The 22,243-nt window shown below is 47.2% G+C and carries 13 protein-coding genes and 3 pseudogenes; 7 read left to right on the top strand and 9 right to left on the bottom strand.

The annotated features are described in order from the left end of the window. The first annotated feature begins 5 nt into the window (after positions 1-5). On the top strand, positions 6-1,349 hold the full coding sequence (gntP, locus tag OH663_RS08360) for a gluconate permease GntP (protein WP_038636883.1): 1,344 nt from the start codon (positions 6-8) through the stop codon (positions 1,347-1,349). A 52-nt stretch (positions 1,350-1,401) separates the two neighbouring features. On the opposite strand, the gene OH663_RS08355 is transcribed toward gntP, so the two are convergent. From OH663_RS08355 to OH663_RS08345, 3 genes are read right to left on the bottom strand one after another with little or no spacing between them, the layout of a single operon-like run. Beyond that, on the bottom strand, positions 1,402-2,097 hold the full coding sequence (locus OH663_RS08355; RefSeq protein WP_045439336.1) for a LutC/YkgG family protein: 696 nt from the start codon (positions 2,095-2,097) through the stop codon (positions 1,402-1,404). Further along, positions 2,090-3,517 (bottom strand): LutB/LldF family L-lactate oxidation iron-sulfur protein, encoded by a 1,428-nt coding sequence (locus OH663_RS08350; protein WP_048222173.1) that lies wholly within the window; start codon positions 3,515-3,517, stop codon positions 2,090-2,092. Before OH663_RS08350 ends, OH663_RS08355 begins: the two co-directional genes overlap by 8 nt. A gap of 10 nt (positions 3,518-3,527) precedes the next feature. After that, positions 3,528-4,247 carry a (Fe-S)-binding protein gene (locus OH663_RS08345; RefSeq protein ID WP_048222174.1) on the bottom strand — a complete coding sequence of 240 codons (720 nt, stop codon included), beginning with the start codon at positions 4,245-4,247 and terminating at the stop codon, positions 3,528-3,530. Positions 4,248-4,828: 581 nt separating this feature from the next. Here OH663_RS08345 and OH663_RS08340 point away from each other — a divergent pair. Next, complete coding sequence (locus OH663_RS08340) at positions 4,829-6,382, top strand: L-lactate permease (protein ID WP_200012605.1); 1,554 nt, start codon at positions 4,829-4,831, stop codon at positions 6,380-6,382. Between the two features lie 458 nt (positions 6,383-6,840). Here the strand turns inward: OH663_RS08340 and pdxY are convergent, their stop codons facing one another. The 4 genes and pseudogenes from pdxY to OH663_RS08320 form a co-directional block, all read right to left on the bottom strand. Then, on the bottom strand, positions 6,841-7,698 hold the full coding sequence (gene pdxY / locus OH663_RS08335; RefSeq protein WP_045439325.1) for a pyridoxal kinase PdxY: 858 nt from the start codon (positions 7,696-7,698) through the stop codon (positions 6,841-6,843). 11 nt (positions 7,699-7,709) lie between these two features. Beyond that, positions 7,710-8,975: an aromatic amino acid transporter gene (locus OH663_RS08330; protein WP_045439321.1), complete on the bottom strand. Its 1,266-nt coding sequence runs from the start codon at positions 8,973-8,975 to the stop codon at positions 7,710-7,712. 188 nt (positions 8,976-9,163) lie between these two features. Beyond that, complete coding sequence (locus tag OH663_RS08325) at positions 9,164-10,534, bottom strand: tyrosine phenol-lyase (protein ID WP_045439318.1); 1,371 nt, start codon at positions 10,532-10,534, stop codon at positions 9,164-9,166. Positions 10,535-11,455: 921 nt separating this feature from the next. Next, positions 11,456-12,080 (bottom strand): annotated as a pseudogene (locus tag OH663_RS08320) (HNH endonuclease). Positions 12,081-12,220: 140 nt separating this feature from the next. Here OH663_RS08320 and OH663_RS08315 point away from each other — a divergent pair. Further along, positions 12,221-13,093, top strand: a pseudogene (locus OH663_RS08315) (phosphorothioated DNA-binding restriction endonuclease). A 198-nt stretch (positions 13,094-13,291) separates the two neighbouring features. Here the strand turns inward: OH663_RS08315 and OH663_RS08310 are convergent. Next, positions 13,292-13,972 (bottom strand): annotated as a pseudogene (locus OH663_RS08310) (DUF4942 domain-containing protein); the annotation flags it as partial. A gap of 294 nt (positions 13,973-14,266) precedes the next feature. Between OH663_RS08310 and mads1 the strand changes: the two are divergent. The 4 genes from mads1 to OH663_RS08290 are packed head-to-tail and all read left to right on the top strand — an operon-like array spanning position 14,267 to position 22,119. Then, positions 14,267-14,440, top strand: a complete 174-nt coding sequence (gene mads1, locus OH663_RS08305; protein ID WP_200042210.1) for a methylation-associated defense system helix-turn-helix domain-containing protein MAD1 — start codon at positions 14,267-14,269, stop codon at positions 14,438-14,440. Next, positions 14,433-17,312 carry an SNF2-related protein gene (locus tag OH663_RS08300; RefSeq protein WP_200042211.1) on the top strand — a complete coding sequence of 960 codons (2,880 nt, stop codon included), beginning with the start codon at positions 14,433-14,435 and terminating at the stop codon, positions 17,310-17,312. The genes mads1 and OH663_RS08300 overlap by 8 nt, the downstream gene beginning before the upstream one ends. 46 nt (positions 17,313-17,358) lie before the next feature. Continuing rightward, on the top strand, positions 17,359-20,634 hold the full coding sequence (locus tag OH663_RS08295; RefSeq protein ID WP_200042212.1) for a site-specific DNA-methyltransferase: 3,276 nt from the start codon (positions 17,359-17,361) through the stop codon (positions 20,632-20,634). A 12-nt stretch (positions 20,635-20,646) separates the two neighbouring features. After that, positions 20,647-22,119, top strand: a complete 1,473-nt coding sequence (locus tag OH663_RS08290; RefSeq protein ID WP_263525714.1) for an AAA family ATPase — start codon at positions 20,647-20,649, stop codon at positions 22,117-22,119. 15 nt (positions 22,120-22,134) lie between these two features. Here the strand turns inward: OH663_RS08290 and OH663_RS08285 are convergent. After that, the coding region (locus OH663_RS08285; RefSeq protein ID WP_131729156.1) for an IS3 family transposase at positions 22,135-22,243 on the bottom strand (109 nt) is incomplete at its 5' end.

The following is a 22,243-nucleotide window of genomic DNA, read 5'->3' as shown; positions in this document are numbered from 1 at the left end:
GTTTTATGCACGTTCTCAATATTCTGTGGGTAGTATTCGGCATCGGTCTGATGCTGGTTCTCAATTTAAGATTCAAAATAAACTCAATGGTCGCCTTGCTATTGGCGGCGCTCTCCGTCGGTATGCTGGCGGGCATGGATTTAATGGAACTGCTGCACACCATGAAGTCCGGCTTTGGCAGTACGCTGGGGGAACTGGCGATTATCGTGGTGTTTGGTGCGGTTATCGGCAAGTTGATGGTCGACTCCGGGGCGGCACATCAGATTGCCCATACGCTGCTGGCGCGCCTCGGTCTGCGCTATGTACAGCTATCGGTGATCATTATTGGCCTGATCTTCGGCCTGGCAATGTTCTATGAAGTGGCCTTTATTATGCTGGCTCCGCTGGTGATCGTCATTGCCGCCGAAGCGAAGATCCCGTTCCTGAAACTGGCTATCCCTGCCGTCGCCGCCGCAACCACCGCGCACTCGCTGTTTCCACCTCAGCCGGGACCGGTAGCGCTGGTCAACGCCTATGGCGCCGATATGGGCATGGTTTATATCTACGGTATTCTGGTGACGATCCCAAGCGTGATCTGTGCGGGGCTGATCCTGCCGAAGTTCCTCGGTAATCTTGATCGCCCGACGCCTTCATTTATGAAAGCCGATGTGCCGGTTGACCAGAATAATTTGCCGTCATTCGGCGTGTCAATTCTGGTGCCGCTGATCCCGGCGATCATTATGATCTCCACTACCATCGCCAATATCTGGCTGGTTAAAGGGACTCAGGCCTGGGAAGTGGTGAACTTCTTAGGTTCTTCTCCGATTGCGATGTTCATCGCTATGATTGTCGCCTTTGTGCTGTTCGGTACCGCGCGTGGCCATGACATGCAGTGGGTAATGAACGCCTTTGAAAATGCGGTGAAAAGCATCGCGATGGTGATCCTGATTATCGGTGCGGGCGGCGTACTGAAGCAGACCATTATCGATACCGGCATCGGTGATACGATTGGCATGCTGATGTCACACGGCAACATTTCACCGTACATCATGGCGTGGCTCATCACCGTACTTATCCGTCTGGCAACCGGCCAGGGCGTCGTGTCAGCAATGACCGCCGCGGGGATTATCAGCGCAGCGATCCTCGATCCCGCAACGGGTCAGTTAGTGGGCGTCGATCCGGCATTACTGGTACTGGCAACGGCGGCGGGCTCCAACACCCTGACCCATATCAACGATGCCTCATTCTGGCTGTTCAAAGGTTACTTTGACCTGTCAGTGAAGGACACGCTGAAGACCTGGGGTTTACTGGAGCTGGTTAACTCAGTGGTCGGCCTGATTATCGTATTGATCATCAGTATGATTGCATAATATTGTCATTCCGCTCTGGCCTTCAGTGCCAGAGCGTTCATCAACAAAAATCTCAACAATCCTCAATAATCAGATACACCGCCTTCACCGGACCATGCACCCCAACCACCTTAATCAGCTCAATATCCGCCGTTGAACTCGGCCCACTGATGATGTTAATGCACGACGGCATACGCTCACCGGCCAGCGCTTTCTGATGCAGAATTTCTGCCAGCTGCGCCACGCGCGGCAGGATGGTGCTTTTGCGCAGGACAAAAATAGAAGACTCCGGCAGCAGGCTTAATGAGCGTCCGCGCTCGGGTGCAGAAAAGAGGACCACACCGCCCGACTCCGTTAAGCCATACTCGGCATACACCACCCCGACTTTCGCCTGCTCGGCCTGGGTAATATTCTCCTCGCCACGGGCCGGGTCCCAGACCACGGCGTTACATTCCTGTTGCAGGCGCTCGCTGATCCCCAGAACTGCCAGCCGACTGTCGCCGCTAAGCACCACCGATTGCTGACCAAGTTCTTCACACAGACGTAATGCCGCGTCTGCCGCCTGCGCTTCACTGGTCAGTTCGCAGCGTGCCAGCATGACATCAGTAGCGAACTGGATAAAGGCATCACAACGCTGCTGCTGGTTGAGTTCAGTCAGTCGCTCGTTCGCATAGTTGTTAACCGGTGCCGCATCTGGTTCCGGTACAAATCGCACCTGGCGACCCAACGCTCCGGCGATAGTGTTTAAAAACGCGGTACGGTTATCCATTCTTTTTATCCTCCGCCTGATGTTTTCTAAACCAGCTACGGAAACTCTCTCCGTCAGCACCAGGAAGATCGCGTGACTCCATCCAGTCGTTAATGGCTCCCACCTTAAGCGGTGTTTTTCCGCCATTAATAAACCAGCTCGCCGCATGGGCTCCCGCCATCATCCCGACTTTCCACAACCCTGGATGGCTATTAGCATACGCAAACATTTTGATCGCCCGCCGCTCCGCTTTAGGGGTAATGCCCTGCTCCGCCATCACTCTGCGATGACGCAGAATCAGTTTAGAAAGAGGGATATGCACCGGACATACGCTGTCGCAAGCCGTGCATAATGAACAGGCGTAAGGCAGATCTTTAAAATCCTTATAACCGCCGAGCAACGGAGAAATCACCGCACCAATAGGACCTGGATAGATAGAGCCATACCCGTGCCCACCAATATGGCGATATGCCGGACAGGTGTTCATACAGGCCCCGCAGCGTATACAGCGCAGCACGTCACGAAACTCAGAACCGAGCACCTGCGAGCGCCCGTTATCCACAATGACCAGGTGAAACTCTTCCGGCCCGTCAACGTTATCCGCCTCACGCGGACCGGTAAGCCAGGTATTGTAGCCTGTCAGACGTGCGCCAACAGCACTACGCGCCAGCATGGTGATGAGCACATCAACATCAGCAAACGTCGGTGCAATACGCTCCATTCCCATCACCGCAATGTGCGTTTTCGGCAATGTGGTACACATCCGCGCATTACCTTCGTTGGTGACAAGGCAAACAGAGCCGGTCTCCGCCACGGCGAAATTACACCCGGTGATCCCGATTTCGGCACTGAGAAAATCTTCGCGGATCTTCTGACGGATAAATAAAGTCATTGCTTCGGGCGTTTCCGGGCCGTCGTAGCCCAGGCGTTCGTTTAGCACGCGGCGGATCTGATACCGATCTTTATGGATAGCCGGAACCACCACATGCGAAGGAGGATCCTGATCCAACTGGAGAATATATTCACCCAGATCGGTTTCGATCACCTGGATTCCGGCATCCTGCAACACATGGTTGATACCGATTTCTTCAGTCACCATCGACTTTGACTTCACCACTTTGCGCGCATTTTTACTCTGCGCGACCTGCAAAATGTAGCGGGTGGCCTCTTCTTTGGTCTTCGCGAAATAGACGTGGCCGCCATTTTCGGTCACTTTCTCGGAGAGTTGATACAGATAAGCATCGAGATTACTCAGAACATGGTCACGGATCTGGCTGGCCCGGTCGCGCCACGCTTCCCAGTGCCCTAATTCGTCGACCATTTTTTGGCGATTCGCACCGATACGCTCCTGCGCATTGGCCACAGCTTTGCGCATAATCGGATCTTCGATTTGCTGACGAATGCGCATCTTGAACTCTACATCGCTGGTTTTTATCGACATACTTTTCTCCTCAGCGGCTCATCAGCACTTCAGCAATATGCATCACTTTGACCGGCTGGCCTTCTCGCTGCAGACGGCCACCGATGTTCAGCAAACAACTGACATCAGCACCAATCAAATATTCCGGACGGGCATCCATCATGTGGACGACTTTCTCTTTCACCATCTCGCCCGATATTTCGGCCATTTTGACCGAGAAAGTACCGCCAAAGCCGCAGCAGGTATCCTGATCGGCAAACGTCAACAGCTCCAGACCACGCACATTTTTCAGTAGCGTAAGCGGTTCTTCCTTCACGCCCAGCTTGCGAGTCAGGCTGCAGGACGGATGATAAACCGCCTTCCCTTGCAAACTGGCCCCCACATCAACTACCCCCAACTTGTTAACGATAAAGGAGGTGAGATCCTGCATGCGCGCAGCAACCCTTTCCGCACGTAGCGCCCATTCAGGCTCATCGACCAGATACGCCGGATAACTTTTCACCGCGTAAGTACAAGAGCCTGCCGGAGAGATTATCGGATCATCATTATCTTCCATCGCGGCGATCAGGTTTTTCATCCCCGGAATCGCTTCTTTGATATAACCACTGTTGATGGCTGGCTGGCCGCAGCACCCTTGTTTCTCAGGGAAATTAACGCGGCAGCCCAGTTTTTCCAGCAGCAATACGGAATCACGTGCCATCCGGGACTTCAGCGCGTCACCAATACAGGTGACAAAGAAATTTACATTCACAATAAATACTCCATCGCTTCATTTCTATTTATTGCGCTTGATATCGCTATATCAAGCAAAGGTTCAGCCGTGTATCACGCCCAGTTTTTCGGTTTTTTTGGTTTTACTAATGACTGAGTTCATAGTGATGCCCGGATCGTTTTCCGTTGGTGGCGACTCTCCGCTTCTTATATCAGGACAATCGCAAACGTCTGTATTTTCATTTGTATGACAAAACCAAATAATCCTCTAATCAACAAGCATATGCAATACCCATGTTTATTTCTTTCGGCCTTGCTCACATTTTTATATTGGAAACCATAGCGTTATTAAAACCTTAAAAACAGTTTCAGGTGATGACTAATCTCGTCATTATCATTATTAAAAAGGTTATTAAATAACTACTTATAGGTATTTGCCTTACTCTTAAGTGTATTTATCTGGCAGCAGCCTTTAATTAAAAGATTACAATAGTTACAAAACTATTAATCATAATTACTTTATTCACTGAAGCGATTCAGTTTGCATACTTTATTTATACGCCAATGTAGCCTTTCCGCCATAAATATAAATCAGGTTTAATGAACCAAGCAGGAATAATAATGAACGAATATTTTATGTTTGCCCTGGCACTATCTCCTTTACTGCTAATGGTATTTTTAATACTGAAATTGAAAATGCCCATCCATTATTCTGTGTTGATCTCTCTGGTATTCACCGCCGCGCTATCAGCGATATTCTGGGCGATGCCAGTACAGAATCTGAAAGCCGCGATAGGCTATGGCGCACTGAAGGGATTATGGCCGATAGTGATTGTGATCCTCGGGGCCATATTCAGTTATAACGTGATGCAGGCGACAAAAGCGCTGGATATTCTCCGCGATATTCTCGCCAGCATCAGCGAAGATAAGCGAATTCAGGTACTGCTTATTTCGTGGTGCTTTGGGGGATTTCTTGAAGCTGCGGCAGGTTACGGCACGGCGGTCGCAATCCCTATCGGCATTCTCATCGCACTGGGATTCAATCCGCTGAAAGCAGCCATTGCCTCTCTCGTGGCGAATACCGTACCGACGGCTTTCGGTGCGGTCGGTATTCCGGTCTCTATCCTCGCTGAACAGGTTAACCTGTCGGTTTATACTTTAGGCGGGACGATTATTCTGCAGTTAGCCCTGTTTAATATTCTGCTGCCGTTTGTCATTGTCTGCATTATTGGCGGTGGCTTGAAAGCCCTCCGCGGCGTATTCCTTATCACTCTGATATGCGGCATCACTACGCTTATCCCACAATATTTTGTCGCGATACATCTTGGCGCAGAATTACCCGCTTTTGCCGGCAGTCTGGTCAGTCTTTTCGCCGTCGCCATCGCGGGTCGATTGCGTAACGGGAAAACAGATCCCGAGTGGCGTATTGAGGTCAGCCATACCCGTGAAACGACTCCGCGCTCGGCAAAGGTGCTGTTTCGGGTCGGTTCTATCTACATGTTGATTTTTATCTTTATTCTGCTGTGCTCTCCATTATTCCCGGCGGTAAAATCGGCGGCTTCTCAACTGGCTTCAGTACTGCATTTCACGCTGGCTGACGGTAAATCTCTGGCGCTAAAAATCGAATGGATCACGACACCCGGAATGCTGATCATCTTTGCGACCATTATTGGTGGTTTTATTCAGGGGGCATCCGCTCGCGGTATGCTGGAAGTCTTTGGCAAAACCGTGTTCCAGCTCAGGAACTCCATCGTCGCCATTATGGCGATCGTCGCGCTGGCAACGGTGATGGATCTCAGCGGTATTATCTCCACACTTGCCCAGTCCATTGTCGAGCTGACCGGTAGCTCTTATGTCTTTATTGCACCGGTGATTGGCGCACTGGGAACATTTGTCACCGGCAGCGACACCAACTCGAATATTCTGTTTGGCAAATTGCAAACCATTGCTGCCAGTAAACTGAATATTGATCCTAACTGGCTGGCTGCGGCCAATACTTCCGGTGCAACCGGCGGGAAAATGATTTCGCCGCAAAGCATCGCCATCGCGGTTTCCGCGACCAAAATGGAAGGACAGGCTAACCAGATAATGTCCGGCACGATGAAATACTGCTGTGCCTACATTGTGATCCTGGGATTAAAGGTCGGCCTCTTTTATTACTGGTTTATGGCCTGAATTCTGTTGAAGGCTGGCGTTGTTCACAATCTATCCTCTTGTCAACCCCATCGAGGGTCTGGCGGTTTGTTGTTCATCAACCTGACCGCCCAGTGAACCAAAAGGTTTACACCGCCTTCGCGATAAGAACGAAGCGGCTGGCTTTACGATTTGTTGGCGCTGACTAAAATAGCGCCGATGTTTCAAATTGAGGATAGTTGTTATGTTGTTCTGGAAAAAGATGGTGAAGAAGTTCGACGCCTTCTCTGCGTTGATTCCACCACGCTACTTCCGGGTGTAAAGCCAGGCAGGCCTGTCAACGACAGGCCTGAGTCTTTCTCCCTGTTTTCTTCTTGCGCAGCCCGCATTTTCTTAACACCACTACCCGCATCCGCAGCCACGCAAAACGGTAGACCAGCGGATGCTGAAACCTGAGCAATGTCAGAAACATAGAGCCTCCCTTCGGCGCTCGCGATGCGCTATAGCACCGTCGCCCGATAACGAACCTGTGGATCCATTATCTGATAACGTGCTTCTATCAGCCGCAGTTCATACGAGCCACGCTCTTTGGTCAGATGCATCACCGAATCCACAATACTGGTGGTTCGCTCCAGCGCCTCTTTATCCTCAAAACCGTTGAGCAACGAGGCCAGCATGACGCTGCATATCAGATCCCCAACGCCGACGGGCATTTTGGCAAAGGTATACAGCGGTCTGGCTATATGTAATGTCTGTTCCGGTGTGACCAGCAACATTTCAAACGCCTGTTTGTCGCACGAGCAATCACCGAGATGCTTCACCAGAACCTTCTTCACGCCCCACGCCACCAGTTGCTGCGCCGCTGCAACCACCTCGTCAAAGCTGCGTAGTTGTCTGCCCGTCAGCACACCCAGCTCATAGAGATTCGGTCCCATTATGTCGGCCAGTTGAATGGCGTCATCAACAAAAAAGGACTCGACACCCTGGGCCACAATGCAGCCTTTTTGCGGGTCACCCATTACCGGATCGCAAAAATAGAGCGCCTGCGGATTGCGCTGGCGGATGGTCGTCACCGCGTGCTTCACCTCTTCGCAATGCCTTTTATCGCCGAGATAACCAGACAGCACGGCATCGCACTGCGCGAGCTTTTGCAGGTCATCCAGTCCGCTGATGATCGCACTCAATTCACCGTGCGGCATTGCCATCCCCTGCCACATCCCGTACTGGGTATGGTTAGAAAATTGCACGGTGTAAAACGGCCAGACATCAATGCCGGAGAGCTGCATTGGCAACACCGCGGCTTTATTGCCGGCATAGCCGTAAACGACTGACGACTGAACAGACAACACGTTTTTCATTTTCACTCCGTCTAACGAAACGTTGGCAGCAGACCAAATACGTCCAGAACAACCGTCAGATAAACAATTCCCCCGCAAACAATCACAAGGTTGAGCACCGTGTTATTGCAGGGCGCGGTATAGCTGGCAGTCGGAAAACGTTTACGTGCAGCCTTCACCAGGAAAGGTGGCAGGATCACGCTCCAGATGGTGAAGGCCAGACCGGCGTAGCCAATCGCGTGTACAAAACCATTCGGAAAGAAGAAGCAAACAGCCGCTGGCGGGAAATAGGTCACCAGCGCGGTTTTCAGACGACCGACGCCGTTATCCGGGAAGTGAAACAGATCCGCGATATAATCAAACAGGCCGAGCGTCGCCGCCAGCAGGGAGCTGGCTACGGCAAAGTTGCCGAAGAATGTCAGGATCAGATCCATATAGCGGCTGGTAAACAATCCGCTGATAGCCTCGACAAACACATCAATATTTCCACCTTTGGCAATAATCGGCGGGAACTCAGCGCGGCTGATATTGCCCATCGTTACACCCAGCCAGAAAATATACAGTAGCAGAGCAAATAGCGTTCCAATGATGATGGAGCGCGTAATATTGCGAACCCCTCCTGTGCCATACAGCTTAACCAGGCTCGGCACGTTGCCATGGAAACCAAACGAAATAATGCAGAATGGCAGCGTCATCAGAATATAAGGAATGTACTGCGAGCCCGGTATTGCCACCGCTACGCTATCGATGAGCTTCGCCACTTCGATATGGCCGACCAGTCCGGAGAAAGTGGCAAAGAACGCCACAAATTTACCGATAATCAACACGGTAGTGATCCGCCCGACCAGCAATGAGCTGTACCATGCGATTGCGCCAACTAACATACTGACGATCACCACCGATATATTCGCCGGAAATCGCACGCCACTATATTTAAATACGGTTTGCGCCATCACTGCCGATGACCCGGAGATATAGGCATAGGTCAGAATATAGAGTACAAAGCCAAAAGCGATACCCACCACGATATTCCACTTGCGGCCTAATAAATCCTGAGTAAATGTATTGAAACTGGCACCAGCGCCATAATGTAGATTAACTTCTACCAGCATCAACCCGGTTAATAACATCATGATGGCAATAAAAAGAAGAATAACAGAGGCACCGGGGAACCACACGCCTGCCATCGCAATCGGCAGAGAAAACATCCCACCACCCACTACGGTCGCGATAACCAACATGGTTCCGCTAATCAGTCCGGGGGTACTACTTTGTCGCTCAATGGCGTTAATATCCATGATAAATGTTCCTGTAGACTATTAGTTATAATTACAGCTGTCATTTGTACATCATGCGGATAATAAAAATGTTGGAGTCAGGGTTTGCTTTTTTTATGTCTGTCACGGTAACGGGCACCGCAAAGGCTTCCTGTTCATGGAAAATGAATACAAAAAAGCCCCATCAAAAGATGGGGCCAGAAAAAGATTTAGATATAATCAAAACGTGCAGTAAAGAAGCGAAGCTGCTTCGGCTCATAAATAAACTTCAGCCCGCGAATATCTTCTTTATGCTGGTAAAGTTTAATGATGCCGTCAGCTACCACATCCATATGCGCGTAAGTATAAACACGGCGCGGAATAGTCAGGCGTACTGTTTCCAGTTTCGGTCTGTGGTGTTCACCAGTCACATTATTACGGCCCGCAGAGATAATACCGCGTTCCATACTACGCACCCCGGTCTCTACATAGATGCTTGCGGCAAGGCTTTGTGCCGGGAATTCGTCCTGCGTCAGATGCTCGCAGAAGCGACGCGCATCAAGGAATACCGCATGGCCGCCCACTGGTTCAACAATCGGTACACCGGCTGCTTTCAGTTTGTCACCCAGGTAGCGAACCTGCTTCACGCGATGCTCAATATACTCATACTGCATGGCTTCACGCAGGCCAATCGCCATCGCTTCCATGTCGCGTCCGGCCAGACCACCGTAGGATGGCATTCCTTCATAAACCACGACTAACTCTTTGGCAGAAGAGAACATTTCGTCATCGTTCATGCACAGGAAGCCGCCGATGTTCACCAGACAGTCTTTTTTACCACTCATGGTACAACCGTCGGCATAGCTGAACATCTCATGCACGATTTCTGCGATGCTCTTGTTCTCAAAGCCCTGCTCTTGCTCTTTGATAAAGTAGGCATTTTCTACGCAGCGGGTTGCGTCGTAGAACACTTTAATGCCATGTGTCTGAGTCAGTTCACGCACCGCACGCATATTGGCCATTGAGACCGGCTGCCCGCCCGCGAGGTTAACCGTTACCGCCAGACAGATATAGGCAATATTCTCTGCGCCTTTTTCGTCAATCAGTTTTTGTAATTTTTTAAGATCGATATCACCTTTAAAAGCAATATTAAGACCGGCATCGTGCGCTTCGTCACGAACGATATCAACAAACACCGCTCCATTTTTTTCCTGGTGATAACGAGTGGTGGTGAAATACATATTACCGGCAACATACTGCCCCGGCTTAATTGCCAGTTGCGATAACAGGTTTTCCGCGCCGCGGCCCTGGTGAGTAGGAACAATATGTTTAAAGCCAAAAAGTTCCTGCACCGTTCTTTCTAGATGATAGAAGTTTTCGCTGCCCGCGTATGCTTCATCACCCATCATCATTCCGGCCCACTGCTTATCGCTCATTGCGTTGGTGCCACTGTCAGTCAGCAGGTCAATATAAATATCTTTTGAATTTAACAGGAATGTATTGTAACCCGCTTCCTGCATTTTTTTAAGGCGCTCATCACGCGGGATCATAGATACAGTTTCAACGCTTTTAATACGGAAGGGTTCTGCCGGATAATTCATTTTGTTTCTCCAGTAACAGTGGTCATGTACGTATTAATGTGAAGTAAAGCATACCTGGCTCATCAACAGAATCTGATGAAATATAACTATTCGCCTCCTGATTCAGGGGGAGAAATAATGTGGAGGCACTATGCAAGATTTGATTGATTATGGAAATAGTCAGGTCAACATTAATCACTGGCAATAATTTAAAAAGCTGTAAATATGAGTGATGAAAATCACATATATTTTTTTTACCCATTCATATTCAACAAGTTTTTTTTTGCCTTTTGATTTGCAGTTTGCCATCAGATGTCGTCGAAGAGGGGAAATACTGAAAACTTAACTTTCCAGGCTGTTCTCATAATGTATTGGCGAATGAGTACACCCCGTTTTGTGAGAGTCGGATCACTTCACGGGATTATAATTGTGATTCACATCACTAAAAGTGTAAAGCAAAGTGTACAAAACACTGTAGTTTCATAGTTTGCTATTTACTTCAGTGATTTAGATCTCATTTTATACCTGATGCAGACAGGTGTTGTTTTCTGGAACGTGATTCTGCTTGGGCAGGCAAATGGAGATGGAGTTATCGGATGAACAATACCTTATATCCGCATATTTATTGGGATGGGAAGGGTTTTCTCTTATTCTTAATAACGAGTTAATGACTCTTATTAGATCTTATTTTCACCTGGATTTTATCCTTTTCACTGAAGTAATTTACAGGTGTTTTTATTAGGGCGATGCGAAGATGCGGATAATAGAAGGTTGCATCGTGTTGACCATCTGCGGACTCAAACCCGAAACGTCTGAATGCGCGCAGTGGAAAAGTTGTCGGTGCATAAAAAAAGCAAGTGCGGGGTTTATAGGAGTGATTGCGGGGAAGCGTTAAAAGGGGATGAGCTGGTAAAAGCGCCTGCGGGCGCCTTTATTGAGCCTTTAGCACAGCATATTTTTCAGTTCTTCTGGGGTATACGGCGGCATGCGACGGTGCAGCATGGCATGACAGTTTGGACACACGGGGATCAGGTCATTGATGGGAACAAAGCGGTAGTTTTCTTTAATTGCCGATAAGGGTACCAGGTGATGAACATGGATAAACCCTTCGGCAATCTTGCCGTAGACCTTTGACATATCGATGCTACACACTTTGCACTGACAGCCGTGATGGCGAAGCACCACCTGTCAGGCATTACGGTCGCGCTCATAGCGATTCACGGTCACCTGAGTCGCTGCCCCCTCTATATATTCAGTTTGCGCCTCGAGTTCTTCAGGGAAGATCGTGTCACTCACCGCCGCAGCACGATTTTTATCCTGAACAATATAAAAACCTTGCTCAGTCAATAATCTGACGCATTTCGAACTAATACCGCCGGAGAAATCCTGAGGGGTAAACGCTTTGCCCGTCAAAAGCGTCGCTGCAATTCCGGCAATGGCTTTTGATGGATAGCGACGCCCCTGAAATTCCAGCTCGTAATTTGAAATGGTGCGAAAAGCCCGCGTCATAGGTGTGAATGGCCTTGATAATGTACTCGCGCGGCAGCGTGTCAGGGAGTTCATTCATGGGTCAGGTTCCTTTAACCAAAGGCTTTCTGAAATAACGGCAAGCGATAAAGTGACGTCGATAGTGTATCGGCCTCACTCCTCTTGATCAGGTGATATTTTGCGAGCATCATCGCAATTATTTACCTGATAATGAAATCAATGATTTCCAGTAAAACCCTGCAACAGGCAGTTGCCGACATCACCATCTGGCGTAAAGGCGAGCAGCGTGCGCCGCACAAGCCTCTGCTGCTGCTTCATGTGCTGGCGGGTTATCAGCAGGGCCACGGCCGCCTGTTTGACTACGGTTCGGAAGTTCGCGACCCGTTGCATAGCCTACTGGAGCGATTTGGACCACAGCGCGCGCAGTACCGCCCGGATATGCCCTTCTGGCGCTAACAGGGCGATGGATTCTGGGAGCTACAAAATGCCGAGCAATGCTCAACATCCGGTAGCAACAAACAGCCCCCTGCCGGAGAATTGGTGGCACACAACGTTGCCGGAGGCTTTGATGAACAACATTTTTCCCTGCTGAAAAAGAGCAAAAACCTCATCAACACCCTGGCGCAACAAATTCTTGAGGCACACTTCACCGAAAACATTCAGGAAGAGATCGCGGATGAATTAGGATTTGATATCCTGCAAATCCGCAAACAGCGGGACCCGTTGTTCCGCCAGCAAGTTCTGCGCGCTTATAACTATGAATGCGCCATTTGTGGCTTCAATATGCGCCACGATAGCACTTCAGTTGCGCTTGAAGCCGCCCATATCAAATGGAAACAGCACGGCGGCCCGTGCGAGATTTCAAACGGCCTGGCGCTGTGCGCAATTCATCATAAAGCCTTTGATAAAGGTTCGATTGGGCTGGATGAAAGTATGCGGGTTCAGGTGTCACCCGCAGTGAATGGCAGCGGCATGGTGGGCAGACTGTTCTGGGATTTCGACGCTAAGCCGATAGCACTACCGATGGTGCGCGAAAACTACCCAAAAGAAGGTTTTTTGGAGTGGCACAGGAAGGAGGTGTTTCGGGGGTGAGTGCGAAGGCCGGACTCGCCAAATCAATATAACCATCTGAATTACATAAATATTAAATCATTTAAATCTTCGTTATATACTCACTTGATTTTAGTTTGCCATCATTATAAATCAATAAGCTAGAGCAATGTGTATAGTCTCAGTTTTGAGCCATTTTTACCAGCAGGAAGCAACTGAAACTCTCCGCTTCATCGAGGCTTAGCTGACATACCTGGGTATGTGTTTAGCAATAATGTCATTCATCCTTTCTATCAACTCCAAACGCATGAACGTCAGATGGGCTGTTCCCTTTTGAAAATAACGAATACTGAAGAACTCATCCTCGTAAACATCCTTAACAGGATTATTCCGAATATGTTCCATCAACCGGGTAGAGATATCACCACGGTTGTCGGGAATCGGTTTGCCATCGAGTAAAAACAGCATCTGCTCCAGATCCGCCGGTTGATCCCGCCTCCAGCCCCAGTTCAGACTAAATCCCCAGCGGTTATGCGTCACCAGATTGTTAATGATGATCTTCTTACCAAAGCTACAAGGGCTATTGGTCTTATAATCCCATGACAGACCTTTGAACACATTGATGATCCCACGCTCAAATACATCCATTTTATTCAGATGTAACTGCTCAAAAGTACTGAGTATATTCGCCTTGCTGATAGCAGGTAGATCGCCCTCCTCCAGGTTCTTATGCCATTGGTCGCGCGCCTGAGCATCCATCAATGCCATCATGCCAGACTTCAACATCAAATCACGCCAGATACTACGGTCAATATTGCGGGTGACAGCAGGGATCGCTTTATCCGCAGTTTCAGTCAGCCAACTATCGTAGCGGTTCCCGGCTTTCATCGCCCAGTCTTGCGCCGTACCACTACACATCTCTGGTTAGCCCCCTCTGCCTGAGTCAGATTTGTTCTCCTGTCTGGGAAAGGCATGACAAAGGAAAGCGTAGCCAACCGTGCAAAATAGTGACGAAGCTACCGTTAAGCTATCACCTCATTGATAGCTATAGAACGCTACCAATGGAACCAATCCCACCAGCTTTCTCTGGTGGGATTAGTATTTTTCTATGCACTCAGTCTTGTGTTGAGTCATCTTACATTGCTGCCCCCCCAATTTTCCCATATTCTCCCATAATTCAATTTTCCTACTTAAGCTTAGAGAAAACACTCAGCAATGGATGACCAAATTTTAACGATTAAGGAAGTCGCTGCTTACTTAAAGCTAGCAGAGAAAACGGCGTACCGACTTGCGAGTGAGGGAAAGCTACCAGGCTTTAAAGTCGGTGGCTCTTGGCGCTTTAAAAAAAATGACTTAGAACAATGGATTGAGAAGCAGAAAAATGTTTAACAAACTGACTCCTTATCACGCTAAGTACTTTGCCCATGAGCTGTCGATTGTTCATGCTAACTGTGGTGTTGAACGGCTTTCTCAGTCCTTGTTCGATGCGAGTGTCGATTTAAATCCCCATCAGATTGAAGCTGCATTGTTCGCGCTATCCAATCCGCTTAGCCAAGGTTCAGTTTTGGCTGATGAAGTTGGTTTGGGTAAAACTATCGAGGCTGGATTAGTTTTATGTCAGTACTGGGCAGAAAGGAAACGTAGCTTATTGATTATTTGCCCTGTATCACTTCGCAGACAATGGGCACAAGAGCTATTAGACAAATTCAATCTTCCTTCCCAAATTCTCGATGCTAAAACGTGGAGACAGTTACAGCAACAGGGTATTTATAGCCCTCTAGCTGAGAAGAAAGTTGTCATCATGTCGTATCACTACGCAGTAAGGTTAGAGGAAAACCTCGTAGCTGAGGCGTGGGATCTTGTTGTTATTGATGAAGCGCATAAGCTCAGAAACGCGCATAGAGAAAGCAACAAAATTGGTCAGTCTTTGAAGCGAAGTCTTGATGGGAGAAAAAAGCTCTTACTAACTGCGACACCACTTCAGAACTCCCTCATAGAGCTTTATGGAATGTCGACGCTGATCGACGAACATCTCTTCGGTGATGACAAAGCTTTTCGAAAGCAGTTTATGCAATCGGACAGTGATTTAGATGAGCTTCGCGAACGTTTAGGAACATTTCTGAAGAGAACGTTGCGTAAGCAGGTACTGGAATATGTTAAATACACAGAGCGACGGGCCATTACTGTCCCTTTTATGCCGTCAGACCAAGAACATACGCTTTACGAAGCTGTCGAGTCATACCTAGACAGAGAACATAGCTACGCCTTGCCAAAACGTCACAGACATTTGACTGGCCTGATCTTGCGAAAACTATTGGCATCGAGTCCTAGTGCTGTAACGAACACATTGCAGGTCATGCTTGCTCGGTTGGAGACTTTACGTGACGAAAATGTAAATGATGTTGCGCGAGATATTTTTCAGGAAATCATTGAAGACGATGAGCTTGAAACTGATTATCTGGAAGAGTTTGAAGAAGATTTTTCGGTAGAGCAATCTTTAGATAGACCATTTGATAAAGCTGAACTTGAGGCCGAGATCGAGGAATTAAAATCATTTATTCGTCGTACTGAGTCGATTACTCGAGATACGAAAGCAGAGTCTCTTCTGACGGCCTTATCTCAAGGTTTTGAGCAAATGGCCGGGATGGGAGCCGCACGAAAAGTCATCATTTTTACTGAGTCAAAACGGACGCAGAACTACCTAACCCAATTTTTAACGAGCCACGGCTATCAAGATAAGATCGTCACATTTAGTGGTAGTAATAATCATCCAGAAGCAACGATTATTTATCGCAATTGGTTAGAGCGTTACACAGGGTCAGATAAGGTAACAGGCTCGCCTCAAGTTGACCGTCGCACTGCAATCATTGACAATTTTCGTGAAAATGCCGAAATCATGATTGCGACAGAAGCCGCCGCTGAAGGTGTTAACCTCCAGTTTTGCTCATTGCTCGTTAACTATGACTTGCCGTGGAATCCGCAGCGCGTGGAACAAAGAATTGGCCGATGTCATCGTTATGGGCAAAAGTTTGATGTGGTAGTAATCAACTTTGTCAACCAACGAAACCTAGCAGATCAGAGAGTTCTCGAACTGCTCACTCACAAGTTTAACCTGTTTGATGGTGTTTTCGGTGCATCTGACACTGTGCTTGGGAGTGTAGAAAGTGGTGTCGACTTCGAGAAGCGTATCAAGCATATCTACGATACTTGCCGTCAACCTGAAGAAATAGATGCAGCGTTTGACGCTCTTCAAAAAGAGTTAGAATCGGACATCAATCAAAAAATGCAGAAGACGCGAGAAGCTCTTATAGAGCACTTTGATGAAGACATCCACGATTTACTCAAGATTAAGCTAGATCAAGCCAAAGAGCGTTTAGACAAGATAGGCCGTTGGTTTTGGGCTCTCACTCAATATCAATTGTCTGAGGTGGCGAATTTTGACAATGATACCTTGCAGTTTTCATTGTTGAGGCCTGTAGCAGAGCAACCACAAGGCAAATATCAGCTCATTCGCAAAGGTGGCGGAGAGGAACTTAAGCGCGATCCGCACGCACATACTTACCGTCTTACACACCCGTTGGGCGAGTATGTCATTGACCAAGCAAAAAGGCTTAAAACGCCTTTCGCTGATTTACGGATAGACTACTCAAACCATCCAACCAAAGTTGCCGTAGCAGAACAGCTAAAAGGGAATTCAGGTTGGCTTAGTCTCAATTTGCTGAAAATCTGGACGTTCAATGAGGAAGAACATTTGGTTTTTACTGGAATAACGGATAATGGTCGGCTTATCGATGCAGAAGCTTGTAAAAAACTGTTTTACGTAGGGGCCGATGTCACTTCTTCAGCGAAAATCGTTGCCATACCTGACACCTTGCTTGAAACGCGAAAAAGACAGCTTGATGCAAAACTCTCAGAAGCCATGGATGCCAACAATAAGCTTTTTGAGTCTGAGCGAGATAAGTTAGAAAAATGGGCAGACGACAAAGTGTTGGCTGCCGAGCAGGCACTTTCAGACACTAAAAACCAAATTCGCTCGCTCAAACGGGAGAGCCGCCATGCTCAAACGATGGAAGAACAACAAGCTATTCAGCAACGCATCAGGGATTTGGAGCGTAAACAGCGTAGACAACGACAAGAAATCTTCGATGTCGAAGATGAAATTATCGAAAAGCGTGATGAGCTGATCTCAGCACTAGAGCAACGCTTGAAACAGCGAACCGAAGTTGAAGAGATTTTCACCGTAAGATGGCACGTTTGTTAAGTCATATCTTACTGGTTAACAAGAATTTATAAGGCAAATTAGAACGATGAGCACTAACTACAACAGCTTGGTAGAAAAGTTAAAAGAACTATTTCAAATGGACCAGGCCGATCTGGATTTTGGTATTTATAGAGTGATGAATGCCAAAAGAGATGAGATAGACAAGTTTTTGAATGAAGACTTGTTGCCAACAGTTCGAAGTACACTGACTGCTGCTGGAAAATCTCAAGAGCTGCTGAAAGAGCTAAATGCTGCGATTAAAAACGCGCAAGAGTTGGGTGTAGACCCTGACTCGGTACCTAAGGTGAAAAAGCTAAAAGATCTAGTGGGCAGCGAAAATGATATTGAAAGTCATGAAGAGGAGATTTTCTCCAACCTCGTGACTTTCTTTGGTCGCTATTACGACGGTGGCGATTTTCTATCGCTTCGCCGGTACAAAAAGGAAACCTTCTCTCCTTTGCCGATGAATGGTGAAGAGTCAAAGTTCCATTGGGCAAACGCCGATCAGTACTACATCAAAAGTGCTGAGAACTTCACCAGTTATGCCTTTGTGGTCGAGTATGGCGAAGAGCAACATCGCATCCAATTTGAATTGGGTGATGCGACGACGGAACAAAACAACGTGAAGTCGACAGCAGACCGAAATCGCATGTTTATGCTCGACCAAAACAAACCGTTCTCAGTACGAAAAGGCGAGCTAGGGCACGAGCTTGTACTGCATTTTCAATATCAATCTGATGCGAAAAAACGTAAGCAAAAAGACATCAATCTGGCTGCCGTGAAGTATATTCAGGGTGTTGATAGCTCTGATAAACAAGTTCAGCAGATTGAAAATTGGGACCAATGGAAAGCACGTTTGCTGGCACTCATGCCAACAGAACAGAACCCAAAACGAACGACATTTGAGCGTTACTTGACGGATTACACGGCCAAAAACACCTTTGATTACTTTATCCATAAAGATTTAAAAGGTTTCCTCTCACGTGAGTTGGACTTTTACATCAAGAATGAGTTGTTTCATTCCGATGATGCGATCCCTGATGATGTGGACAATCTTGAACAGCAAATCATTGTGAATGAGGTAGTGCTGAAGAAAACCATTGCTTTCAAGAAGATTGCACAGAAAGTCATTGCATTCTTAGCGCAGGTCGAAGACTTTCAGAAGCGTATCTGGCTTAAAAAGAAATTTGTCACAGAGGTCAACTACTGTGTCACGCTTGATCGTGTACCTGAGACCTTGTACGCAATCATTGCGGAAAACGAGCAACAGCATAGTGAATGGGAAATGCTGTTCATCATCTCTGAGATTGAAGGCTATGCAACTCCGTTAAATGTTGATTTCTTAAAGGCAAATCCTTATCTGATCATTGATACAGCTTTCTTTGATAAATCCTTTAAAGAAACGCTTCTGCAGAGCTTTGACAATATCGATGAGCAAATTGATGGTGTGATCTGCCACTCGGATAACTATCAAGCCCTTCGATTGCTAAAAGCCAGATATCTTGAAGAAGCAAAGTGTGTGTATATCGACCCGCCTTACAACACTGATTCGAGTTCTATCCCTTACAAAAACAACTATCGTCATTCATCTTGGGGAACCATGATGCGTGATCGCTTGGAGCAGCTATACCAGTTGCTTAGTGATGACGGTGTTATTTTTGTCAGTATCGATAAAGCTGAAAGAACAACGTTAGAGCACATGCTCGATAAAACGTTTGGAGCGGAAAATCGCGTAGAGGAACTGATATGGGTAATGAACACCAATAATCCTCAGGCGCCAAACTACTCAACTAACCATGAATATGTGTTGGTGTACGCGAAAGATAAACAGCTGGTGGAGCAAGACCGCCACATGTTTAGAGAGCCAAAACCAGGTTATGAAGAGGTAATGGAGTTAGTTGAAAAATTAAATGAAGATTTCGCACCTATAGCAAAAGTGGAGGCCGCTCTGCGTGACCTCTACAAGCAACACAAAATTGAGTATCGGCAAGAAATTGAATCACAAGGCCTTGAGTGGGAAGAGCAAAAATCCAACGACCCGTGGAAAGGACTTTTCAACTACAACCATGCGGAATATCGAAACTCACTGGGTAAGTATCTAGATGAAAATGAGGCAGAAGCACAAAACGCGAAAATTTGGGTTTGGCGTGAAGGCGACATGTCTATGCCAGCAACTAAACAGGCTGAAAGCACCCGAATCAAAGGCGATAAAAATTATAGATTCTACCTACCTCCTCATCCTGTAACTGGAGAATTATGCCCACATCCTAAACGAGGCTGGAATGCTCCTTATGAGGCGGAAGAAGGGGCTAGAAGCTTCAAAACACTGGCTGCTGATTATCGAATTGCCTGGGGGGAAAATGAGAATAAAATTCCTCAGATTAAACGTATGTTGCATGAAGCTGAAAGTAATGTCGGTAAGAGTATTTTTATCGATTATTCAGACGGCGAAAAAGAGACTTCTGCGCTATTTGGACAGTCAGGTGTATTTCTTGCTCCTAAACACACCAAGTTCGTGCGCCGATTTATTGCGCAAGCACAGACACAAAATCGCCTTATTATTGACTGTTTTGGCGGTTCGGGCAGCTCTGCTGATGCCGTTATCAAGCAAAACCGCGACGATAAAGGTTCAAGAAAATACATCTTGGCTGAGATGGGCCATCACTTCGATACCATCCTCAAACCTCGTATTTTGAAGAGTGTGTATTCGTCTGATTGGAAATTAGGTAAACCAGTTTCAAGAGACGGTATTTCGCACTGCTTGAAGTACCTTCGTCTTGAGTCTTATGAAGATGCGTTGGACAACATCAGCCTAGAGCGCGAACCTCGACAATCGAGCTTACTGGATGACTATCCTCAGATCCGTGAAGACTATGTGCTCAACTATATGCTGGATATCGAGTCCAAAGGTTCACTCATGAATTGGGATTACTTCACCAAGCCATTTGATATCAGGATGAAGCTGACACGCCATGAGCAAACTTTCACACAAAGCTTGGACGTCGTCGAAACGTTCAATAGTCTGCTTGGCTTGCGCGTGGAAACAATGCAACGCGTGAGAGGAATCTTTGAAGTTTCCGGCAGAAACCAAAGCGGCCAGCGAGTGTTGATCCTTTGGCGAGATTTGACCGAAACCAACAATGACGATTTGGACCAGTGGTTTAAAAAGCAGGACTACAACAGTCGAGATATGGAATTTGACCTGATCTACGTCAACGGTGATAACAGCCTACCAAACCTTCGCCAGAGCGATGAAACTTGGAAGGTTCAGCTCATCGAAGAAGCGTTTTACACCTTGATGTTCAACGATAACGATCAGTAGGTTAAATAGATAATGACCGCAATTCGATCAATTACCGTTGAAAATCTTCAGCGTCTTCAGAATATTACCGTTGATTTTGAAGAGACTGGTGTCACGGCGATCATGGGTGCAAATGGCACAGGCAAGACAACGCTGCTTCAGGCGTTGGCGTGTGCGTATCGTCGAAATACACAAATCGCACTAGAACAAACAAATGCGCAGTTCAGTGATTACTTTAAACCCCATCCTGGTAATAGCTGGGATGGCTCGAAATATACGGTGTCTTTCTACGGTGCTGCCGTAGGTGAACTATCGGATGATGTAGAGTACTCGAAAAATGAAGGTAGATGGACTCCATCCACCGAACATAAGAAGCAGCGCTATGTGAAATTTATATCAATATCTGACTGTTTACCTGATCAGGAGCGTGAAACAGCTGAGGAGATAGGCGTATTTCAAAAAGCTGACATAGGGCTTACGGCAAGTAAGAAAAGAACTCTTCTAGAAAGTGTCAGTGGAACCTTGCATCGTCAGTATGAGGATGCTGGTTATGGGCAAAAAGAACTCGGCTTACTGTCTTTTTTCATAGTAAAAACCAAGAAGAGAACCGGTGAAGAATTAGAATACCCTTCACATTTTATGGGAAGTGGTGAGCAAAAAGTCTTTCACATCATCAACGAAGTACTTAAAGCGCCTAGAGGAGCACTATTGCTGATTGAAGAGTTGGATATGTTTTTACATGAATCAGCGATTCGCACTCTTTTGGCTTTTTTAGCTCAGCAGGCAAATGATCCTCAACGTCGTTTACAGATTGTTTTTACAACGCATTGGTTGGGTATTCAGGATCTTACTGAATCCATTCGTGTTTTTTCACTTTTCGAGAATGAAGAGCAGAACAACATAGAGCTTCGACACGGCTTTGACCCGCAGTTTATATTTAGTCTTAATGGTGACTACCAAAGTTTACGCATGATTAAGGTATGGGTTGAAGATGGTCTAGCAGTCAAAATAGTTGAGCAAGTTGCAATGGACTGCGGTTTGAGAGCGTTTGTTGATGTTAATAACTTTGGCTCAATTCAAAATGCATACACGGTTGCTGGGGCTATTGCCATTTCTGGGTATGGCTCCGAAAGAACATTGGTAGTAACAGACGGCGATCGTTATTTAACCGAAGGCGAGAAGCTTGGTCAAATTCAAAACAAGGTTGACGGCGAAGGCGTTCAGGAAAATGAATGGCGTCAAAAAGCGATTGAGCTCATCGTTGATTTGGATGCTCCAGGTGCTAGTAACCCGGAACAAGTGCTCTTAGATTTATGTCGCCACTATGCTGAAAATCCTGGTGCGCCTGATTGGTTAAGAACTGACCTAGCTTGGATAGAGCGTCAGGTTCCGAGATTACACGGTAAAGCAGCTATACACAGACTTGCCCAGCATAAAGGGATGTCGATGGAGCGAACAGAAGCGATGTTTATCCAAGAAGCGAGTCGCTCAGAAGGCTGGCAATGAATCGCCACGGATAATCTAGACACTTCCGAGCCGTTGATAATACTGGTTTTCATATTCTGTCGGTGACATCTGTTCGCTAGAACCATGCCGACGCTTACTGTTATAAAACATTTCGATGTAATCA

It is taken from the genome of Citrobacter sp. Marseille-Q5395, assembly GCF_947057495.1.
Classification (GTDB): Bacteria; Pseudomonadota; Gammaproteobacteria; order Enterobacterales; family Enterobacteriaceae; genus Citrobacter; species Citrobacter murliniae.
The sequence above is the reverse complement of the archived record's forward strand: the minus strand, read 5'-3'. Positions and strand labels throughout refer to the sequence as shown.

Excerpts from the sequence above, each read along its gene's own strand:
- gntP (WP_038636883.1), top strand. The coding sequence starts at position 6 with ATGCACGTTCTCAATATTCTGTGGGTAGTATTCGGCATCGGTCTGATG.
- OH663_RS08355 (WP_045439336.1), bottom strand. The coding sequence starts at position 2,097 with ATGGATAACCGTACCGCGTTTTTAAACACTATCGCCGGAGCGTTGGGT.
- OH663_RS08350 (WP_048222173.1), bottom strand. The coding sequence starts at position 3,517 with ATGTCGATAAAAACCAGCGATGTAGAGTTCAAGATGCGCATTCGTCAG.
- OH663_RS08340 (WP_200012605.1), top strand. The coding sequence starts at position 4,829 with ATGAACGAATATTTTATGTTTGCCCTGGCACTATCTCCTTTACTGCTA.
- pdxY (WP_045439325.1), bottom strand. The coding sequence starts at position 7,698 with ATGAAAAACGTGTTGTCTGTTCAGTCGTCAGTCGTTTACGGCTATGCC.
- OH663_RS08330 (WP_045439321.1), bottom strand. The coding sequence starts at position 8,975 with ATGGATATTAACGCCATTGAGCGACAAAGTAGTACCCCCGGACTGATT.
- OH663_RS08325 (WP_045439318.1), bottom strand. The coding sequence starts at position 10,534 with ATGAATTATCCGGCAGAACCCTTCCGTATTAAAAGCGTTGAAACTGTA.
- mads1 (WP_200042210.1), top strand. The coding sequence starts at position 14,267 with ATGGATGACCAAATTTTAACGATTAAGGAAGTCGCTGCTTACTTAAAG.
- OH663_RS08300 (WP_200042211.1), top strand. The coding sequence starts at position 14,433 with ATGTTTAACAAACTGACTCCTTATCACGCTAAGTACTTTGCCCATGAG.
- OH663_RS08295 (WP_200042212.1), top strand. The coding sequence starts at position 17,359 with ATGAGCACTAACTACAACAGCTTGGTAGAAAAGTTAAAAGAACTATTT.
- OH663_RS08290 (WP_263525714.1), top strand. The coding sequence starts at position 20,647 with ATGACCGCAATTCGATCAATTACCGTTGAAAATCTTCAGCGTCTTCAG.